Genomic DNA, 17,381 nt, shown 5'->3' with positions numbered 1-17,381 from the left:
TCCAGTTGTCCGGTTGCGCTCCAGTTTACCACTATGCTCAGCCTCGCTATTCAACACTCTTGTTCTTAACACACTCAGCGGTGCAGCAGTACTGTACAACCTATAAAACATCCGCACTGGTGATTCTAACGGACCGTATTGCTCTTATTCAGCTCAAATCCGCCTATCCTTTAATCTGACCAGCATTCCCTTAATCGGATCAGCAATCCGCCCAGCGGATGCAGTAATCAGATGCTACAGGAGCCGTCATCGCAGCCTTCGCCGTCCGGAGTCTGCGATTTGGGCTGGCCGATAACCTGCAGGGCAGGCTTACTCTGCTCTTCCGCCCAGACGGTGTCGAGCACCTCGGTGAATACCGGGCCGGGCTGTGCGCCTGATACGGCATATTTATTATTGAAGACAAAGAACGGAACGCCGGTCACATTCAGCTGACGTGCCGCATCAATATCCTGATTCACTTCAGCTGTATAAGCATCGCTGTTCAGGACTGCGGATACTTCATCCGCATCAAGTCCCACTTCTGCAGCCAGCGAGGCCAGGACATCATGCTTGCCGATGTTCACTGAATCGGTGAAGTACGCTTTTAGCAGACGTTCAGTCAGCTCTTTAGCTTTACCTTTGGTAGCAGCATAATGACTCAGGCGATGTCCGTCAAAAGTATTCGTAGGCACCAGCGTATCAAAATTAAACTGCAAGCCGACACCCTGTGCCTGCTCTGCAAGCTGTTCATTCATCGCTTTGGCTTTATCGCGGGTCATTCCGTATTTGGATGCAAGCATTTCATGAATGTCTCTGCTTTCATCCGTCCGTGCTGTCGGATCAAGCTGGAAGCTGCGGAACACAACCTCTACCTTGTCACGGTCCGGGAATTGGCTCAGTGCGTGCTCCAGCCGTCTTTTGCCGATATAGCAGAAAGGGCAGGCATAGTCAGACCATACATCTATTCTCATAGTGAGTTCCTCCTAATAGTTGTGCATGTTTAGTTAATGTAACCCTCGGCAATATCTGTCCTATCACATACATCATCAAGGTTCATTAACAAATAATATGTCACTTACAATTATATAGTTATAAACCGAAAATTACAAACGTATTCTGCGGCTCCGCACATGTACCGGGGTTAATCAAACTTAAAGACGCGCGTTCAAGATTCTAATTGGATTTTCAACACTTAATTCTAGCCTTTCTCAGTATTTATGGAACTTAGGTGGAAAATCGTCATCTAAATTGTCCACTATGCGGTATCAGGAGTACAATCTATACTTTTAAGTACTCTTTCTCCAACTAAACTAGTCTGCTGGGCAAACCGCGAGATAATAAGTGCCTTTTTTTCAACAAAATCAATAAAGCAGTGCACTGGAAGCCTAACTGCCTGCTGGCACACAGCTGTAAATTTCAGAAAATCCGCAAAAAAGTACACAAAAGTGGTATATACGGCCTCCCCGGGATGAGGGTACACTTGGGTTAACAAGATTATCCGGAAGATTACTTAATCCAAGTCTACAGGACGGCACAAGCGTCCCGGAAGGAGCAGCAGCATGCATGATGTATCCATAGTCATTCCCACGCGCAACCGGATCAGTGATCTTACGCTGTGCATTGAATCCATCGGCAGGCAGACCGAGCTGGAGGATGTTTCAATTGAGCTGCTGATTGTTGATGACGGCGAGATTGAGGATAGTGTACTGGCGCATTTCCGCAAAGTGCTGGCCCAGATGCCTAATGCCGAGCTTCATTATTACCGCAAAACCAAACCCGGCGTCTGGCTCTCCCGCTATGAAGCACTCGGGCTGATCGACGGGGATATTGTGCTGAGCTTCGACGATGATGCCGAGCTGGATGATCCGCTCTATATCCGCCGGATGCTCGACACCTATGCCTCGGATCCCTCCATTGTCGGCGTCGGCGGCATCGCCAAGGGCTTATCCAGCAGTGCCTCCGGCAAGCTCCTGGGCAGGCTGACCTGCCAGATGTCGGCTTCACCGGGCAGACTGTCGGCCAGCACCCTCGCCGGCTCGCTGCTGCTCTGGGGGGAGACGGAGAATATTTTTGAGACTGACTTCTTTCACGGCTGCAATATGTCGTTTAAGCGGGAGTCACTGAAGGATATGAAGCCCTACCCCTGGATGACCAGCTATGCCGTGGCCGATGACATTTACATGTGCCATCTGGCCAGCAAATACGGCAAGCTTGTCATTAATCCAGAGATGAAGATCACCCATCATGAGTCGCCAAGCTCGCGCGACAAGGCAGGACGCGTAGCCCGTGCGACAGCGGTGAATCATTATTATCTGCTTAATCTGCGCAAAGCACCGGTAAAAAATTATGCCGCCCTCCTCTGGACGCTCACTTATCTGACCGGCAAGTTTACGCTGAAGCGCAATTTCAACGCTGTATCCGGCTATGTCAGCGGCATTGGATTTGTCCTGAATCCCCGGAAGAACAAATATAGGGAGTACATGCTGGACTAGCAGACGTTCAGCATGTACTCCAGCTCCTCATCGGTAATAAGCCATACAGACAAAGATCAGCGGCGCCTTGCCGCAATGCATCATTGTAAAGGAGCTTCGCAGCTTTACATATTACTGCACTGAGGTATCATCCACGCCACACCTTCAGCCGCCCAAAGATATAAGCCTGGAGAACCGCCCCCTCCCCCACAGCTGCGCTGCCCGCAGCCATCCGCCGCTCCGCACACAAAAACTCCCGCACCGCCTTACCCGGCGTGCGGGAGTTTTCAGTTCATTTAAGCGGTCAGCTCTTGAGCCGGCGTTTTCGTCCGTTTGCCGTTCTGGCGCAGGAAATAGAAGAACGTCAGGCACAGGAACAGGGCGGCATAGCTCAGCAGATATACGATCTGCTCGCGCATCAGGGCGTAATCGCCGCTGGCGATAATTGCTTTGTAGCCGACGATGCTGTGGGTCATCGGCAGCCATGGATTAACCTTCTGCATCCACTGCGGAAGCAGCTCCAACGGGAAGGTGCCGGCACTGGACGTAAGCTGGAAGATCATCAGCACGATCGCCAGGAAGCGGCCCGGATTATCCAGCCAGGTAACGAGCGCCTGGACAATCATGGTAAAGGTGAAGCTGACAATCAGAGTAAACAGGTAGAACAGCGGTACGCTCTGCACCTGCAGCTTCAAGCCATACAGGAGGACTGCATCGGCAAGCAGTGACTGCAATACACTGACGAGCATAAACATCAGCGTACGGCTGGCGAATTTGCCCATCGGAGAGGCGTCCGGCACATTCGATTCCCGCAGGGAGAATACAGTCGTAAACACCAGGGCACCCATAAAGAGTGCAAGCGATAAGAAATAAGGCGCGATGCCAAGCCCGTAATGATCCAGCTTGCGGTCGGTGTTCTCAACCAGCTTGACCGGTTCAGCAAACATGCTGACAGTGTCATCGCTGGAGTTGACGCTGGCGGTTTCCGTTGCCGCGTCATTAAGCTTTTGGGCCAGCTCTTCACTGCCGCTGGCCAGCTTGCCGGAGCCGTCCTGCAGCTCACCGGCACCGTCTGTCAGCTTGCCGGCGCCTTCGGACAGGCCGTCCACGCCTCCGGCCAGCTTAGTCAGCCCTTCAGTCAGCTGCGAAGCACCCTGCTTCAGGGCCACCGCACCGTCAGCCAGCTTGCTGCTGCCGGAAGCCGCATCATTCAGCTTGTCGCCGAATGTGCTGAGACCGGTGACCAGCTGCGTTCCGCCGCTGCTCAGTGCCGCAGCGCCGTCATACAGCTGCTGCTGCGCTTCCGTCAGCTGCGTGCTGCCCGCCAGCAGCTGTTCCTGGCCGCTGTGCAGCTGCGTACTGCCGGCGGCCACCTGCTTGCTCGCAGCCAGCAGCTGCTGGAACTGCTCGCTGTCCTGCAGCTCCGGGGTCGCTGCGAGCATCTGGTCAAGCCCGGCCGCTACCAGCGAAGCGCCGGCAGCAAGCTGGCCGCTTGCTGCCTCGGAGGCAGTCAGCCCGGCGGTCAGCTTGCTGCTGCCGTCCTTGGCGCTCTCCAGTCCGGCGGCCAGCTGCGAGGCCCCGCTCTGCGATTTCGCAGCGCCGGCCTGCAGCTGCTGCTCCGCCTTCGAGAGCTGGCTCAGACCGCCGGCCAGATCGGCAGCGCCGCCTGTAAGCGTACCTGTGCCGTCCTTCAGGCTGCCTGCCCCTTTATAGAGCAGCTTCAGTCCGCTCTGCAACTCGCTTGTACCGCTGGACAGCTTGCTCAGATTAGTCTTCAGCGTAGACAGGCCGTCTGTCAGCTTGTCAGCGCCTTCCTGCAGCTCAGTTGCCCCGCTGCCGGCATCTCCAAGGCCTGATGCAATCGTATCTACCTGCTCATACATGCTGCGCGTATAAGCCTCGGTAATCTTCGCGGACAGCTTCGATTTCAGCTTGTTCATCGCACTGTTGCCGATCTGTCCGGCGACAAAGTTATAGTCGCTGTTCGGCTCAAAAATAATCTCCGACTGCACCGGCTTCTCCTGAGTCAGGGTAGTCGCATTTTGCGAAAAGTCCGCCGGGATCGTAATGGTCATATAATAGCGGTTGTGCGCCATACCGTCTTCAGCTTCGGCCGCATCAACAAATTTCCAGTTGAAATCGGTGTTTGTTTTTAATTCATCCACAAAATCATTGCCGACATCCATCGTCTTCCCCTCGTACTGCGCTCCTTTATCAAGGTTGACTACAGCAACAGGAAGCTTGCCTGTATTTCCGTAAGGGTCCCAGGAGCCTTCCACGAGGAACCCGCTGTACAGCATCGGCAGTGCCGACACACCAAGCAGCGTAATCAGCAGCATCGGTTTCCCGAGCAGAATCTTTAAATCTTTCCAGAACACATTAATGGCTCTCACAGGTTTCACCCTCGTTCTTTAATTTGTAAATGTATGAAAACTTTCATGATCATTCATTATTTAAGGAAAAAAATAGCCCTTCACAGGCTAGAATGTTCAACTTTACTTGAGAATACCGTTAGAAATGAACAGCATCATATGCTCCTTGATCCGGGCCTCATCCAGCGGCTCATGCGCTTTGTTCCATTCGGTTGTCAGCGCCAGATAGAGACGCAGAATCATAAATGCCGCCACACTGGAATCACAGGACTTGACTTCACCTCTGGTGATGGCTGTCTCAATCTGCTGCCGCAGAAAGTCCAGCGCATAATCCTCCATCCGCTTCACCCCTTCCAGGGCCTGCGCTGTCCCGATGTCACGCACCTCCTGGGCCAGCTTCACGAACAGCTCATGATCGGAGCGGAACTCCAGAATCGAATCAAGCAGATTAAACAGCTTATGGGTAAAAGTGTTTTCCTCAGCGGCAATCCGGTTCATGACTGAGGTTAACTCCTGGGTGGCCTTGTCCAGAATTTCCTCAAACAGCTCTTCCTTTGTCTTGAAAAACGTATAGATCGTTCCCTTGCCGACATTGGCAATCTTGGATACCTGCTCCATCGTGGTCGCTTTATAACCGAACTGGACAAAGGATTTGGTTGCTGCCTGAAGAATTAACGCTTTGCGGTCGATCGACATGACTTGGGCTCCCTTTCTTCTGGAAAACACCAGAATTGACTAATTTCATTTTCTGGTCAATCGGTCAATAAGTAATTTAACATGTCTGCGGGAATAAGACAACCACTTATTTAAAATTTATTTCTTCCTTATCTTTTATATCCAATCGTTTATCAATGGACAGGCCTCAGGTTATCCGTAAAATGTCATGAAATTAGTATCCATTGCCATTCTTTCTGGGGTATGATAAGAAGGATGTGATCTAGAAACTACATTATGGATGGTGGAATATGTTTAAAAACAAAAAAATGCTGCTTATTCTGGCCGGACTGGTCATTATTGCGGCTGTTGTTGTCTGGTTTGCCGTCAGCGGTAAAGGGGACGACAGCGGCAATACAGCTGCAACCGAAACCCCGGGAGGCGCAACTGTAGCGGAAGAAGGCGGAACCAAGTCACTGGCGCAGACTTTTTATATCTATGATACCGTTGTGAACATCAAGATATTCGGTAACGATGCCACCCAGCAAAATATGGATGATATCCAGAGCATGCTGGAGCGTATGGATACCCAGTTCAGCCGCACCAAGGAAGACGGTGAATTGTATGCCGTGAACCAGGCCGCCGGCAAGGAAGCAGTAGCTGTATCCGACGAAACACTGGATATTGTGAAGCAGTCGATCAAGTATGCCGAGGATATGGACGGACTGTATGAGCCGACAATCGGGCCGCTGGTGGACCTGTGGGCGATTGGCGAAGGCGGCGAGCATGTCCCTGATCAGGCCGATATCGATGCAGCGAAGAGCCTGATTAATTATAAGGATATTATTATTGATGAGAACGCCAAGACAATCAAGCTTGCCAGAGAAGGCATGGTGCTGGACATGGGCGGAATCGGCAAGGGTTATGCCGCTGACCGGATCGCTGACTACCTGAAGGAGCAGGGGCTGGATAGCGCGATGATTAACCTTGGGGGCAGCAGCATTATCGCCCTTGGCAACAAGCCGAACGGCTCCCCTTGGAACATCGGCCTGCAGGACCCGGATCAGAGCCGCGGCACACAGCTGGGCACCATTAAGATCACTGATGAAGTTATTGATGCTTCGGGCGTATACGAGCGTTATTTCATGCAGGATGGCGTCCGTTACCATCATATTCTTGACCCGCGGACAGGCTATCCTTCCCAGAACGGGCTGAAGAGCATTACCATTATGAGTCCGAATGCAACAGACGCAGATGCCTTGTCCACCGGTGTATTCCTGATGGGTCTGGAAGAGGGTATGAAGTATCTGGAAGCTCTGCCGGAAAATATTGAGGCCTTCTTCATTACTGATGACAATAAGATCTATGCTACCTCAGGAATCAGAGACAGACTGCAGCTGACTGATCCGACGTATACTTTTGCAGAATAACTTTATATGCACATACAAAAAAAAGGGGGGGCACTCAGCCCTCCTTTTCCTATCTTTGACCTATCCATCAGTTTTACATTTAATCTCATATCCAGGCGTGCTTTCTGTCATGCTAAATGGAATTATCCATTCAAGCAATATAGCTTTAATTGTAGTTCATACAACTAAAACACCTGTTTTTCCCGCGCCTCTGCTGCTTAACTGCACTCTATGCAATTAAAAAAGGGAATAATGCTGATTTTTGCTGTTTCAGGCTGATTTAGTTGTACAAAATGCAGCTATCCGCTGAAAAAGCTGATATCCACTGGTTTAATTGCAGAAAGTGCAGCTATATGGATTTATACACAAAGGAAAGAATAGCGGAGAGGAATTTTGGAGCTGCAGTGGGTTAGCGTGGTTATTTCTATCGCAGAAGCGTCCTCATCGATAAGCTCAAACTATATAATATTTGTATATGAAAAAAAAAGCGGCAGAGCCCAGGCTCTGCCGCTTGCTGTTATCTTTGTATTCCACCAGACCCTCAGATCAGAGGAAGCCTGCTAAACTCTTCATAATCCGCAAAAACATAACTCGGCACATGCTCCGTACGCGGCTGTCTGCCGCGGGGATTGTACCAGCATACCTTCCAGCCGGCCGACAATGCGCCAACCACATCATTATCCCAGGTGTCGCCGACATACAGCGAGTTGTCCGGAGTAGTTCCCGTAGCTTCATTGACATGCCTGAAAATCGCCGGGTCCGGCTTGGCCAGTCCAACCGCATCTGAAATAAAGATCATCTCTGCGGGAATCAGCTTGTCGATACCCAGACCCCGCAGCTTGCTCGTCTGATGCTCCTTCGGCCCGTTGGTGATAACCCCCACCTTATGCCCGATAGCCAGGAAGCGCCTGATCTGCTCTTCCACCCCGTCGATCATTTCAATCGTGTACTGCCGCCCGATATAGGCCGCCTGCACCTGTTCCGCCTGCTCCCGGCTAAGCGCTATGCCATACTCGGCAAAAGCCAGCTCCAGCCGCAGCACCCGCGTCTCCTCCAGCTCAAGCTCACCGCTCAGGTACTTGGGCCAGAGCAGATCGCTGTGATGCCTTACAGTATAAAATAATTCCGCGTAATCAAGACTGCCCTCATCCGGCGCCAGCACCTCACGCACCGCTTCACGAAACGGCACCAGATGGTCGTACAGCGTATCATCCAGATCAAAAAACACCGCTAATTTACTGCTGTTATCCACGATAATTCTCCTTACTTGAAGCTATCATTTAAAAATAAGATCATACGTATAAAATTCTTCATCCCTTACGTACCCTTGAGCCTCATACAATCGCTGTGCCCGGACATTATCCGTCATGGTGGTCAGCGTCAGCCCTTTGCTTCCTGTACTCAAGGCATACTCGCGTACGCCTTCCAGCAGCAGCTTGCCCAGACCCTGCCCGCGCAAATGCTCCGCTACGTACAGATCATTCAGTACCCACAGCCGCTGCATGGTCAGCGACGAGAACGACGGGTAGAGCTGTGCGAAGCCACCGGCTTGTCTGCTGCCAGCCTCATCTTTTACCGCCATAAAAATAACAGATTCCTCTGCCTTCAGCCTTTCCTGCAAAAATATTAAAGCTCCTGCGGGGTCGGGCTGCTGCCCGTAATACACCCTGTAATCATTGAACAGCGGCGTAATCAGCTCCGCATCCTGCCACTCCGCCTCCACCAAACGGTAAGCTTCCATCCTTCATTCCCTCTTTTCAGCACTGCGGCTTTTATTATAGGGAAATTGTAAAATAACCTCCCCTGCCTGACCATGGAGAGAATGATGGATCATTTGGATAAAAGCCCTGCCTCCGCTACTCTTTGGAGTCGTAGAAGACATGCCGGGCGCTGATTTTACCGTCTTCAATATCCAGGATTCCGAAGGAATACTGCTTCTCCCGCCGTTTGTCGGTAGGCGAGCCAGGATTAAACAGCAGGACGCCGTTCTCCCTGCGCATCAGCGGCTGATGGGAATGGCCGAACAGGATGCAGTCCACCTCCTGGCCTTCAAAGGCCAGCAGTGCATTACCGTCCGTCCCTTTACGCGAGTACGGGGCATGCCCGTGGATCAATCCGATCCGTACCCCGTCCAGGGTAACAATCTTTTGTTCTCCGAAACGGCTGATAATCTCCTGGCCGTCGTTATTGCCGGCAATCCCCTCCACCGGGGCAAGCTCGGCCAGCAGATCATAAATTTCCATAGCTACCCAGTCGCCAAGATGGAGAATCTGGTCGACGTGGCGGAATTCCTCCACAAGCGCCTGCGGCAGCGCCTTGGCTGACCGCGGCATATGGGTATCGGATACGACTCCTACTTTCATCTGATTCAGCTCCTAATCTGCATAATCTGCATAATAATCTTGTGTATCTATCATGGCTTCAGCGAATGCATATTTTCAGATTATTGTACGATTTGCAGCAGGCAGAAGCAAGTAAAGCGCTATCATCCGCAAACAGGGACACCCCTTTTCGCGAAAGGTATGCCCCTGTTACACCAGCCCTGAATCTGTCCGCCTCAGCCCAGCTTTAGTCCCGCCAGTTCCACAGCCGCACCTCACCGATCCGGATCTGACTGATCCATGTATCCTCCTGCAGCCCCAGCAGCTCCTTAACCGGTCCAGTAACAACCACGCCGTATAGCTGGACTCCATTCTTCTCAATATAGTTTAGCGATTTCTCCAAGTCTAAGAATAATCCGGCATTCCCGGACAGAAGTTTATATTCTCCAAGCAGCCGCAGCGTATCGAGAAAGTTCTGCTCACGGAGCCCGCTGCTCCCGTAATCCTCAACGGAAGGTGAACTGGAGGAGCTGGAGGTTACACTGCTGAACCAGCCCCGCTTCTCCGTTGTAGCCGACTGTATTGTCATATCCTTAGCATGCCAGATCGGCTGATAAGGGAAGCCCAGCGGGCTGGTTACCACAGCATTGGCGGTACTGAGGCCATCATCCACGGCGAACCAGACGGGCAGCACATTCAGCGGCTCCAGCTTTTTCAGCAGCTCATCTGTGCTGTACAGCTGGTCGAGAGAAAGATAGGCTTCGGCCACCGTGCCCTCCGGCAGCTTATCAAGACGCTCCCACTGCTCACTATCGTCAATACCCTGAGACTGGCCATCCTGCGGATAGGTGAAAAATTGGCGGGAAGTACGCTCATCGGTCCAGTTATAGGTTCCTACTCCCCCAAGCCCGAACAACATCTGGGTAGAGTAGCTGCCCGCATCGACCTGATCACTTCCGACCTGCTTCAGCAGTCTGCCTGAATAATTCATTCTGAAAAAAGTTGTGGCATCGGAATTTAAATGTACGACTGTATTGGGGCGTGAAACTGCAATAGCTGAGGAGATAACATCCCGGTAAGTTTCCCCCCGCTCTCCCGTGCTGTAATAAACAGCCGTTATGATCGAACTAATAACTGTAATAGTCAGAAAGGCTGACAGCACAGTCATCGTATTAGAGATGCGGGCCTTCCATTTGCCCCGGCGGATTATCCGTTTCTCTCTGTTAGCCGCCTTTTTTTTCTTTTTTAACGGCGATTTACCTCCGCCATCAGCCGTCATCGGGCCGGACCTCCACGCTGCCTTCTGCGCAGACTGCTCCTCATCCCGCTCCATCAGCTCATCCAGATAGCCCTGATAAGCCTCCAGCTTATCCAGCTCCTGTTCCATCTCCGCCCGTTCTGTCTCCGGCAGGCTGCCTTCACTGTATTTGCGCAGCTTTTCCTTAAACTCTTCACTCATATCCGCTACTCCTCCGTTCTTCTTCCCGCAGCTTCTGCCTCGCCCGGAAGATCAGTATCTTATATTGCGGCAGACTGACCTCCATGATGTCCGCGGCATCCTTATAAGCGATCCCGTGAAAATCATGCAGCAGCAGCGCATGGCGCTGCACCTCCGGAAGCCTGCCGACAGAGTCAGCCAATGCCTCCATCCGCTGCCGCCGCATGAATACCTCTTCCGTAGTCTCCGGATGCGGCAGACTGTTGAAATACCAGTCTTCTGTCGGAACACTGCGGCGCGCTTTGCGCGTATGATCAATAAAGGCATTATAGGCTACCCGGAACAGCCAGGGCTTGATCCGCTCCTCCCGGCAATCCTCCAGATACAGATAGGCCCGGTAAAACGTCTCCTGTGTCAAATCCTCGGCGAGGTGGTGATCGCGGCAGAGGGCGTACAAATAACGATGTATATCGTGAACATAACTCTGATAGTGATGATCCAGCGAATCCGGCTTCATTCCCTCCCCCCTCACACTAACCACGTTTCAGCATCTCAAAAGTTACAGATTTCCCCAAACTAATATTCCATAATAAAAAGCCATGGCCGGCCGCTAAGCATCAGCGGCCGTCATGGCTCAAACTATACAGCAGAGGTTCAGTAAAATCCGATCGTGGACGAGGCATCCCGCAGCCACTCCCGCTTGCGGCCCTTATCCAGCTCGCCGCGCATGCCGCGGACAAGCTGCTCGACATCGGCCGTGCCCTTCTCATGCCACTCCAGTGCGGCGCTGACATACAGCTCACCAAGCTGGGTGAGCGAGAAATCCCCGGTCAGGCGGGCTGCCAGGCTGACTCCTTCCTCACCGGCAAAAGCGGAGAAGCCGCGCAGCCGCAGAAACTCCAGCCGCAGCGCCTCATTCGGCATTTTGATCTCATAGGCCCGGTCGAAGCGGCCGGCGCGGTTCATGAGACCGGGATCGATTTTGTCCGGGTAGTTGGTCGTTCCGATCAGAAAAATCCCTTCCTTCGAGGTTGCCCCGTCCAGTGTATTCAGGAAGAACGAACGGACCTCCTGGGGCATCGAGTCAATGTCCTCAATGACCAGCACCATCGGTGCAAGCCGGGCTGCAGCCTCAAACACCTCATTTACTGACTCGCTGCTGGTGTACTCGGTAATCTGCCAGTACACTACAGGTCCGGGCACGCTGCCGGCTATGGACTTTACAAGCGTGGTTTTGCCGTTGCCGGGATGGCCGTAGAGCAGGATGCCTCTTTTGTACGGGATATCATATTTAACATAAAAGCTGCGGTCCGCATCAAAAAACTGGTCCAGCGAACGGTAAATTTCTTTCTTGACGGCGGCATCCAGCACGACCTCCTCACGGGAAGCGGCCCGGGTAATCGGCTCATCCTCACGGCAGACCCCGTTGCGGCGGTCGGTAAACACTGTCACCTTGTTAATGTTCTGCTCCCGCTGCCGTCTGCGCACATTGCCGAGAAAAGCCTGCAGCTGTGCATCCGACGCGGCGAATACAAAATCCTGAAAATTAATGCCGTTTTCCTGGAATACAGGCACTCTGGCAAGCGCTACACCCATAGAAGGGTAGGCCAGCACATTATTGCGGATCGACAAATGGATATTGTACTCCGGCTGCTCCTTGTCATCGTCGTAAACAAAGGTTCTGTCCTCCAGCCGGTCAAAAATCCGCGCAACATGCTCAACCTCCGGGTTGCCTGACTGTACATCCTCCTGCAGCAGCTTCCAGTATTCGCTGTTCGGATCATCGCTGGCGTACAGCTCATAGCGGACATCATAGCGTGTATACAGGGCTTTAAGAATACCGTCAACGAGCCGGGCATATACGTCATAGCCTTTTATCAGACCGCCAGCACCTGCATCATAAGGAAAAACTACAGCCTGCTTCTCATACTCCTGCTTCATCCTATTTCGTCCCCTTTATCGCTGCGAGCGGCTTGCATTTGGCTACCACAGCAGCCAGGCCGGCGCCCGTAACGCTTTCTATGATCTCATCTACATTCTTATAGGCTTGAGGGGATTCGTCAATGATAGATTCCAGGGAATGCTGATTTACTACAATCTCATCCTCCTTGCCGACGTTCAGCGAACGGGAAAATTCCTGGACCGACACCAGCCGTTTCGTGGCTGAACGGGAACGGATACGGCCGGCCCCGTGGCAGATGGAGTAGTAATTTTCTTCCCCGCCGCTTTGCCCGACCATGATATACGACGCAGTTCCCATAGAGCCAGGAATGAGCGCAGGATGGCCAGTTGCGGCATAGACGTCCGGGTTATCCGGATGGCCGGCCGGCAACGCCCGGGTAGCCCCTTTGCGGTGCACGAATTTGGTGCCTGAGGAGGTCTCTTCCTCCCAAGCGTAGTTGTGCATCAGGTCATATAGCGTGCGCAGCTCACATTTGGTACCGAACACGTCGCGGAAGCCCTCGCGCACACCGTAAGCGATCAGGTGACGGTTCACCACCGCATAATTCAGCGCGGAGTACATCAGATTGACGTACCGCCGGGCCTGCGGGTGGGCAAGCGGAGCGTAGATCAGCCGCGGATCGGCGCTGCCGAGCCCAAGCTGGCCCATAACCTTGGCAAAGGCGGGTGTGCAGAACTGGTTCACCATCCCGCCCCAGGCCCGTGAGCCGGAGTGGATCATCACGGCAATCTGCCCGTCTTTGAGGCCCCAGGCTTCAGCCACGGCCCGCTGCTCCTCAGCGATTTCAATCGACTGAATCTCTACAAAATGATTCCCGCCGCCAAGTGTGCCCAGCTGGCGGTGACCGCGGTGCCAGGCCATATCAGGCAGCTCGTTCAGAATCTCCTCGTCAAAGCCGAGCCGCTTGATCTCCACATGGGACAGCGCGCTCGATTTCTTCGGTGTGTAGCTGTCGGGGATATACTTGTTCGGCAGGCCCTGCAGGCCTTTGCGGACAATATTCTCCAGCCGGATGTCACCATAGTGGCCGCGCTGCTGCTGCTCCATCGGCAGATATCTCTCAATCGCACGCACCAGCTTGCGGCGCAGCTTCACCTCGCGCAGATCGTCCTTGTGCAGGTTGGTCAGATGCACCCGCATGCCGCAGCCGATATCGCTGCCCACGATGGACGGCGAGACATAGCCTGAGGCAGCGTCCCAGACAGCGGTAGTCCCGATGCAGGTTCCGACACCGACATGCACATCGGGGGTATAGCTCATATATTCAATACCGGGAATCTGCAGATTGTTATTGGCCATTTCAAGCACTTTATAATCCAGGGAGCCAAACAGCTGCTCGCTGGCATATACCTTGAGGTCGCCGCCGGGAAGAGCCACCTCATGTTTATAGCGGGGCTCATAGCCCGCTTGCTGATTCATGTTATTCATTTATATTTTCATTTCCTCTCGGGTTTAGATACAACAAAAAGAGCCGCAGATCAGTTTCTGATCATACGGCTCCGGGTAAGGCAGAATAGCTTGAGGCTCCGGGCTGCGCCGGCTCAATGCATACCCTTATTTGATTGAGACAGATGAGCACAGCTGCGCATCATGTCTCCCGGACGAAGGCGCTGGGATCAGATGGTTCATATGCGGTTGTGATCTGGCTTAGCGGCAGTGTCTGTACATTTGTTCCAGTCATGACCCGTCGGCCTCCCTTCTGTTCTTAGTAAACCCAATATAATCGGCGCTGGTGTAAATTGTCAACCCGCCAGTCCGGTAAAAAATTATTTAAATTTGTGCCAGTCCTGATTGCTGTTCTCCAAAAGATGGGCAAAATCGTTCTCCAGCCGCTTCTGCTCAGCCTTGCGCTGATCCTCTGCAGCTTTGCGTACAGCTTCCTTTTTATCCTGTTCTTCAGCCTTCAGCGCATCCGACTGTGCCTTGAGCTTATTCAGCACATCGCTGCTCAGCAAGTCCTTGAGTGTAGCAGGTGCATCCGCTGCAGCGGGGCGCGGCGTGCTGGTATTCTGCTTCTTTTTAGCCATGGTAATCGTCCTTTCCGCTTCTGTATTTACTTCAAATTTGTTTTAGCAGGCAGTCTTTCCGTTTATAATGTAAGGTAAGAGGTGAGCCTTATGAAATCCGTAGACCTGTGTCCAAAGCTGCAAAAAAGCATGGATATTATCGGCAGACGCTGGACGGGCTTAATCATTTATCAGCTTCTCCAGGGGCCGCAGCGTTTCAGCACCATCGAGGCCGCGCTGCCCGTCAGCGGCCGTCTTCTGTCTGAAAGACTGAAGGAGCTGGAACAGGAAGGCATCGTGCTGCGTGAAGTTTTTCCCGAAACGCCTGTCAGAATTCAATATTCCCTGACCGATAAAGGACAGGGTCTGGAATCCGTGATGCGTGATCTGGAAAAGTGGTCGGACGCCTGGATTGATCCCTCGGAATGTCCGCCGCAATAGAAGCAGCCTTCCTCCGGGAAGCAGGCTGCTCCTGCACAGCTCAGGAAGCTACAGCTTGCGTCCGATAATAACCAGATCGCGCGGGATGCCGTCCAATACGGCAACACCCGGCAGCACTCCCCAATCCTTGAACCCGAACTTGCGCAGCAGGGCAAGACTTGGCTCATTATGTCCAAACACAAAGCCAACCAGATTCTGCAGACCCAGACGCGGACATTCCTCCAGCGCCTTGGCCAGCAAAATGCTGCCGGCTCCTTTGCCGCGGAATTTTTCATTCACATACACGCTGATCTCAGCGGTCCCGTTATATGCAGGACGCCCGTAGAAGGACTGGAAGCTGAACCAGGCAGCAATCTCATTCTCCTGCTTCAGCACCCACAGCGGACGGTGATGGCTGTTATGCTCATGGAACCACTTCAGCCGGTCCTCTACACTCACAGGCTCCAGATCGGCAGTAACCACCCGCCCCGCGATTGTTGAATTATAAATCTCCACAATTGCCCCTAAATCCTCCAGCGATGCATCTTCTATGCTGTAATTGTTCCATGCCATGCTGTTCTTTCCCCCTATTTATAAAAATCTATATAAGTCCAGTCCGGTCTGTTCAAGGCTCCACTGCCACAGACGCGCTGCTTCCTTGGCATCTGCAGCCCTGGGCGACAGCTCCTGGATTTGGCGGCGGTAATAATACTGCCCGCTTATATTGCCTAGCTCCGGAGCTGTTGCCAGATAAACGGCAGTGTCTGCACCCTGCTCCGGCGTCAGGAAGAAGTAGGACAGCAGCTTCAGCACCGAGCGGCCGAAGCCGGTATCCCGGTTTACCCCGATGCTGGTGCCCACTGCCCCCGGATGCACCGCATTAACCGTTACTGCAGTCCCCTTCAGGCGGGCAGCCAGCTCACGCGTGAACAGGAGGTTGGCCAGCTTGGAGCGGGCATAGGCCTTGGCAGGATTAAAACCCCGCGACAGCGTATGGTCTTCCAGATAGAGCTTGCCGATCTTGTAAGCCCCGGAAGCTACAACGACAACCCGGCCCTGCTCCGCCTTCTTCAGCGCTCCGAGCAGCAGATTGGCCAGCAGAAAATGCCCCAGATGATTGACACCGAAATCCATCTCGTAGCCGTCTGCCGTCAGCTCCCGCTTAATCGTAACGACTCCTGCATTGTTGATCAGCACATCCAGCACCGGATAGGCCGCCAGAAATTCCTCAGCAAAGCTGCGGATGCTCTGGAAGGAAGCCAGATCACACAGCATCAGCGTAATATCTTCCGAACCGCTCTGGCGCCGGGCTTCAGCCAGAGCGGCTTCGCCGCGTATCCGGCTGCGGCAGGCCATAATCACCTTCGCTCCCCGGCGGGCCATTTCAATCGTTGTAGCCAGTCCCATACCGGAGTTGCCTCCGGTGACAAGCAGAATTTTATTATGCATAGCCGCTCATTCCCCTCTCCTGTGCAGGACCCTGCCGACTGCAGTCCCGGCCTGGCCTTTACCAGGCAGTTGATCTAAGATAATGTTACATTATATCAGGGGTGTAAGAAAAGAATAGCCCCAAACTTTCAGGAGGTGAGTCCGGGACATGCTCCCGGAGCTAACGATGCAGATCAGACCAAATGTTATTGTGCTTACTATCCCGCTGGGAGAATCCCAGGTGCATCCTGTACTGCTTAAAGATGCGGACGGGCTGACGCTGATTGACACCGGCATGTTTGACCAGTATGAGGCTCTGATTAAGGCCATTGAGGAAGCAGGCGAAGCTCCTGCCAGTCTGAAACGGATCATTCTAACCCATCAGGATACAGACCATATCGGGAATCTTCCCGCACTTGCCCGTCAATTCCCCGGTGTCCGGATCTTTGCTCATCCGGGTGATCTGCCGGTTATAGGCGGCAGCCGGCCGATGCTCAAAATGACCCCGGAACGGATAGCCCAGCTGCCGCCGGAGCGCCGGGAATCGTTCGAGCGCTTTCTGGAGCAGCTGAAGCAGCTGCCGGAAATCGAAGAGCTTCATGATGCTGAACGTCTGCCCTGGGGCGGCGGGCTTGAGATTATCCACACTCCCGGGCATACACCGGGACATATCTGCCTCTACCAGCGGGAACAGGAGCTGCTGCTTGCTGCCGATGAGCTGCGTGTCCTGGACGGCGAGCTGGCCGGACCGTGGGATGTCGCCACACCGGATATGCCGCTGGCGCTGCGCAGCCTGCTGAAGCTGAAGGACCTGCGGGTCCGCACCATCCTCTGCTATCACGGCGGAGTATATGAAGGCAGTCCGCAGGCGCTTATCGGGACATTGACGGAATCTCTGCTATAATTAGAGAATTGTTGTT

General features: G+C 53.2%; 17 protein-coding genes. 4 read left to right on the top strand and 13 right to left on the bottom strand.

Annotated elements, in window-relative coordinates; translation table 11 throughout:
• Window positions 1-227: 227 nt before the first annotated feature.
• A complete protein-coding gene (locus tag NST84_RS06160; RefSeq protein WP_342564743.1) occupies window positions 228-950 on the bottom strand; it encodes a DsbA family oxidoreductase in 723 nt (240 codons plus the stop codon).
• A gap of 588 nt (window positions 951-1,538) precedes the next feature.
• Here NST84_RS06160 and NST84_RS06155 point away from each other — a divergent pair.
• On the top strand, window positions 1,539-2,471 hold the full coding sequence (locus tag NST84_RS06155; protein ID WP_342564742.1) for a glycosyltransferase: 933 nt from the start codon (window positions 1,539-1,541) through the stop codon (window positions 2,469-2,471).
• 275 nt (window positions 2,472-2,746) lie between these two features.
• Here NST84_RS06155 and NST84_RS06150 read toward each other — a convergent pair whose 3' ends face one another.
• Both NST84_RS06150 and NST84_RS06145 read right to left on the bottom strand, forming a co-directional pair.
• Window positions 2,747-4,843 carry a YhgE/Pip domain-containing protein gene (locus NST84_RS06150; protein WP_342564741.1) on the bottom strand — a complete coding sequence of 699 codons (2,097 nt, stop codon included), beginning with the start codon at window positions 4,841-4,843 and terminating at the stop codon, window positions 2,747-2,749.
• 102 nt (window positions 4,844-4,945) lie between these two features.
• Window positions 4,946-5,518, bottom strand: coding sequence for a TetR/AcrR family transcriptional regulator (locus NST84_RS06145; RefSeq protein WP_342564740.1), 573 nt, complete (start codon window positions 5,516-5,518; stop codon window positions 4,946-4,948).
• 269 nt (window positions 5,519-5,787) lie between these two features.
• Between NST84_RS06145 and NST84_RS06140 the strand changes: the two genes are divergently transcribed.
• Window positions 5,788-6,906: an FAD:protein FMN transferase gene (locus NST84_RS06140; RefSeq protein ID WP_342564739.1), complete on the top strand. Its 1,119-nt coding sequence runs from the start codon at window positions 5,788-5,790 to the stop codon at window positions 6,904-6,906.
• Window positions 6,907-7,426: 520 nt separating this feature from the next.
• Here the strand turns inward: NST84_RS06140 and NST84_RS06135 are convergent.
• The 8 genes from NST84_RS06135 to NST84_RS06100 form a co-directional block, all read right to left on the bottom strand.
• Window positions 7,427-8,137, bottom strand: coding sequence for an HAD family hydrolase (locus tag NST84_RS06135; RefSeq protein ID WP_342564738.1), 711 nt, complete (start codon window positions 8,135-8,137; stop codon window positions 7,427-7,429).
• Between the two features lie 24 nt (window positions 8,138-8,161).
• Entirely contained in the window at window positions 8,162-8,626 is a 465-nt protein-coding gene (locus NST84_RS06130; protein ID WP_342564737.1) for a GNAT family N-acetyltransferase, read from the bottom strand.
• Window positions 8,627-8,741: 115 nt separating this feature from the next.
• A complete protein-coding gene (locus tag NST84_RS06125; RefSeq protein ID WP_342564736.1) occupies window positions 8,742-9,248 on the bottom strand; it encodes a metallophosphoesterase in 507 nt (168 codons plus the stop codon).
• 205 nt (window positions 9,249-9,453) lie between these two features.
• Window positions 9,454-10,665 carry an anti-sigma factor gene (locus NST84_RS06120; RefSeq protein ID WP_342564735.1) on the bottom strand — a complete coding sequence of 404 codons (1,212 nt, stop codon included), beginning with the start codon at window positions 10,663-10,665 and terminating at the stop codon, window positions 9,454-9,456.
• Window positions 10,658-11,161, bottom strand: a complete 504-nt coding sequence (locus tag NST84_RS06115) for a sigma-70 family RNA polymerase sigma factor (protein ID WP_342564734.1) — start codon at window positions 11,159-11,161, stop codon at window positions 10,658-10,660. Before NST84_RS06115 ends, NST84_RS06120 begins: the two co-directional genes overlap by 8 nt.
• Before the next feature lie 137 nt (window positions 11,162-11,298).
• The gene (locus NST84_RS06110; protein ID WP_342564733.1) at window positions 11,299-12,585 is read right to left on the bottom strand and encodes an AAA family ATPase; all 1,287 of its coding nucleotides are present in this window, start codon (window positions 12,583-12,585) and stop codon (window positions 11,299-11,301) included.
• 1 nt (window position 12,586) lies between these two features.
• Entirely contained in the window at window positions 12,587-14,026 is a 1,440-nt protein-coding gene (locus NST84_RS06105) for an RtcB family protein (protein WP_342564732.1), read from the bottom strand.
• Window positions 14,027-14,373: 347 nt separating this feature from the next.
• Window positions 14,374-14,634 (bottom strand): YqkE family protein, encoded by a 261-nt coding sequence (locus tag NST84_RS06100; protein ID WP_342564731.1) that lies wholly within the window; start codon window positions 14,632-14,634, stop codon window positions 14,374-14,376.
• A 90-nt stretch (window positions 14,635-14,724) separates the two neighbouring features.
• Here NST84_RS06100 and NST84_RS06095 point away from each other — a divergent pair, with 90 nt between their 5' ends.
• Window positions 14,725-15,054 carry a helix-turn-helix domain-containing protein gene (locus NST84_RS06095; protein ID WP_342564730.1) on the top strand — a complete coding sequence of 110 codons (330 nt, stop codon included), beginning with the start codon at window positions 14,725-14,727 and terminating at the stop codon, window positions 15,052-15,054.
• 48 nt (window positions 15,055-15,102) lie between these two features.
• On the opposite strand, the gene NST84_RS06090 is transcribed toward NST84_RS06095, so the two are convergent.
• A complete protein-coding gene (locus NST84_RS06090) occupies window positions 15,103-15,606 on the bottom strand; it encodes an N-acetyltransferase family protein (protein WP_342564729.1) in 504 nt (167 codons plus the stop codon).
• 18 nt (window positions 15,607-15,624) lie between these two features.
• Window positions 15,625-16,482, bottom strand: coding sequence for an SDR family oxidoreductase (locus NST84_RS06085; protein WP_342564728.1), 858 nt, complete (start codon window positions 16,480-16,482; stop codon window positions 15,625-15,627).
• Between the two features lie 148 nt (window positions 16,483-16,630).
• Here NST84_RS06085 and NST84_RS06080 point away from each other — a divergent pair, with 148 nt between their 5' ends.
• On the top strand, window positions 16,631-17,365 hold the full coding sequence (locus tag NST84_RS06080) for an MBL fold metallo-hydrolase (protein ID WP_342564727.1): 735 nt from the start codon (window positions 16,631-16,633) through the stop codon (window positions 17,363-17,365).
• The last annotated feature ends 16 nt before the right edge of the window (window positions 17,366-17,381 follow it).

The organism is Paenibacillus sp. FSL R7-0345, from assembly GCF_038595055.1.
In the GTDB taxonomy this organism is placed as follows: domain Bacteria; phylum Bacillota; class Bacilli; order Paenibacillales; family Paenibacillaceae; genus Paenibacillus_AQ.
The sequence above is the reverse complement of the archived record's forward strand: the minus strand, read 5'-3'. Positions and strand labels throughout refer to the sequence as shown.

Excerpts from the sequence above, each read along its gene's own strand:
- NST84_RS06085 (WP_342564728.1), bottom strand. The coding sequence starts at position 16,482 with ATGCATAATAAAATTCTGCTTGTCACCGGAGGCAACTCCGGTATGGGA.
- NST84_RS06105 (WP_342564732.1), bottom strand. The coding sequence starts at position 14,026 with ATGAATCAGCAAGCGGGCTATGAGCCCCGCTATAAACATGAGGTGGCT.
- NST84_RS06100 (WP_342564731.1), bottom strand. The coding sequence starts at position 14,634 with ATGGCTAAAAAGAAGCAGAATACCAGCACGCCGCGCCCCGCTGCAGCG.
- NST84_RS06115 (WP_342564734.1), bottom strand. The coding sequence starts at position 11,161 with ATGAAGCCGGATTCGCTGGATCATCACTATCAGAGTTATGTTCACGAT.
- NST84_RS06145 (WP_342564740.1), bottom strand. The coding sequence starts at position 5,518 with ATGTCGATCGACCGCAAAGCGTTAATTCTTCAGGCAGCAACCAAATCC.
- NST84_RS06125 (WP_342564736.1), bottom strand. The coding sequence starts at position 9,248 with ATGAAAGTAGGAGTCGTATCCGATACCCATATGCCGCGGTCAGCCAAG.
- NST84_RS06090 (WP_342564729.1), bottom strand. The coding sequence starts at position 15,606 with ATGGCATGGAACAATTACAGCATAGAAGATGCATCGCTGGAGGATTTA.
- NST84_RS06140 (WP_342564739.1), top strand. The coding sequence starts at position 5,788 with ATGTTTAAAAACAAAAAAATGCTGCTTATTCTGGCCGGACTGGTCATT.
- NST84_RS06120 (WP_342564735.1), bottom strand. The coding sequence starts at position 10,665 with ATGAGTGAAGAGTTTAAGGAAAAGCTGCGCAAATACAGTGAAGGCAGC.
- NST84_RS06110 (WP_342564733.1), bottom strand. The coding sequence starts at position 12,585 with ATGAAGCAGGAGTATGAGAAGCAGGCTGTAGTTTTTCCTTATGATGCA.
- NST84_RS06155 (WP_342564742.1), top strand. The coding sequence starts at position 1,539 with ATGCATGATGTATCCATAGTCATTCCCACGCGCAACCGGATCAGTGAT.
- NST84_RS06160 (WP_342564743.1), bottom strand. The coding sequence starts at position 950 with ATGAGAATAGATGTATGGTCTGACTATGCCTGCCCTTTCTGCTATATC.
- NST84_RS06130 (WP_342564737.1), bottom strand. The coding sequence starts at position 8,626 with ATGGAAGCTTACCGTTTGGTGGAGGCGGAGTGGCAGGATGCGGAGCTG.
- NST84_RS06095 (WP_342564730.1), top strand. The coding sequence starts at position 14,725 with ATGAAATCCGTAGACCTGTGTCCAAAGCTGCAAAAAAGCATGGATATT.
- NST84_RS06080 (WP_342564727.1), top strand. The coding sequence starts at position 16,631 with ATGCTCCCGGAGCTAACGATGCAGATCAGACCAAATGTTATTGTGCTT.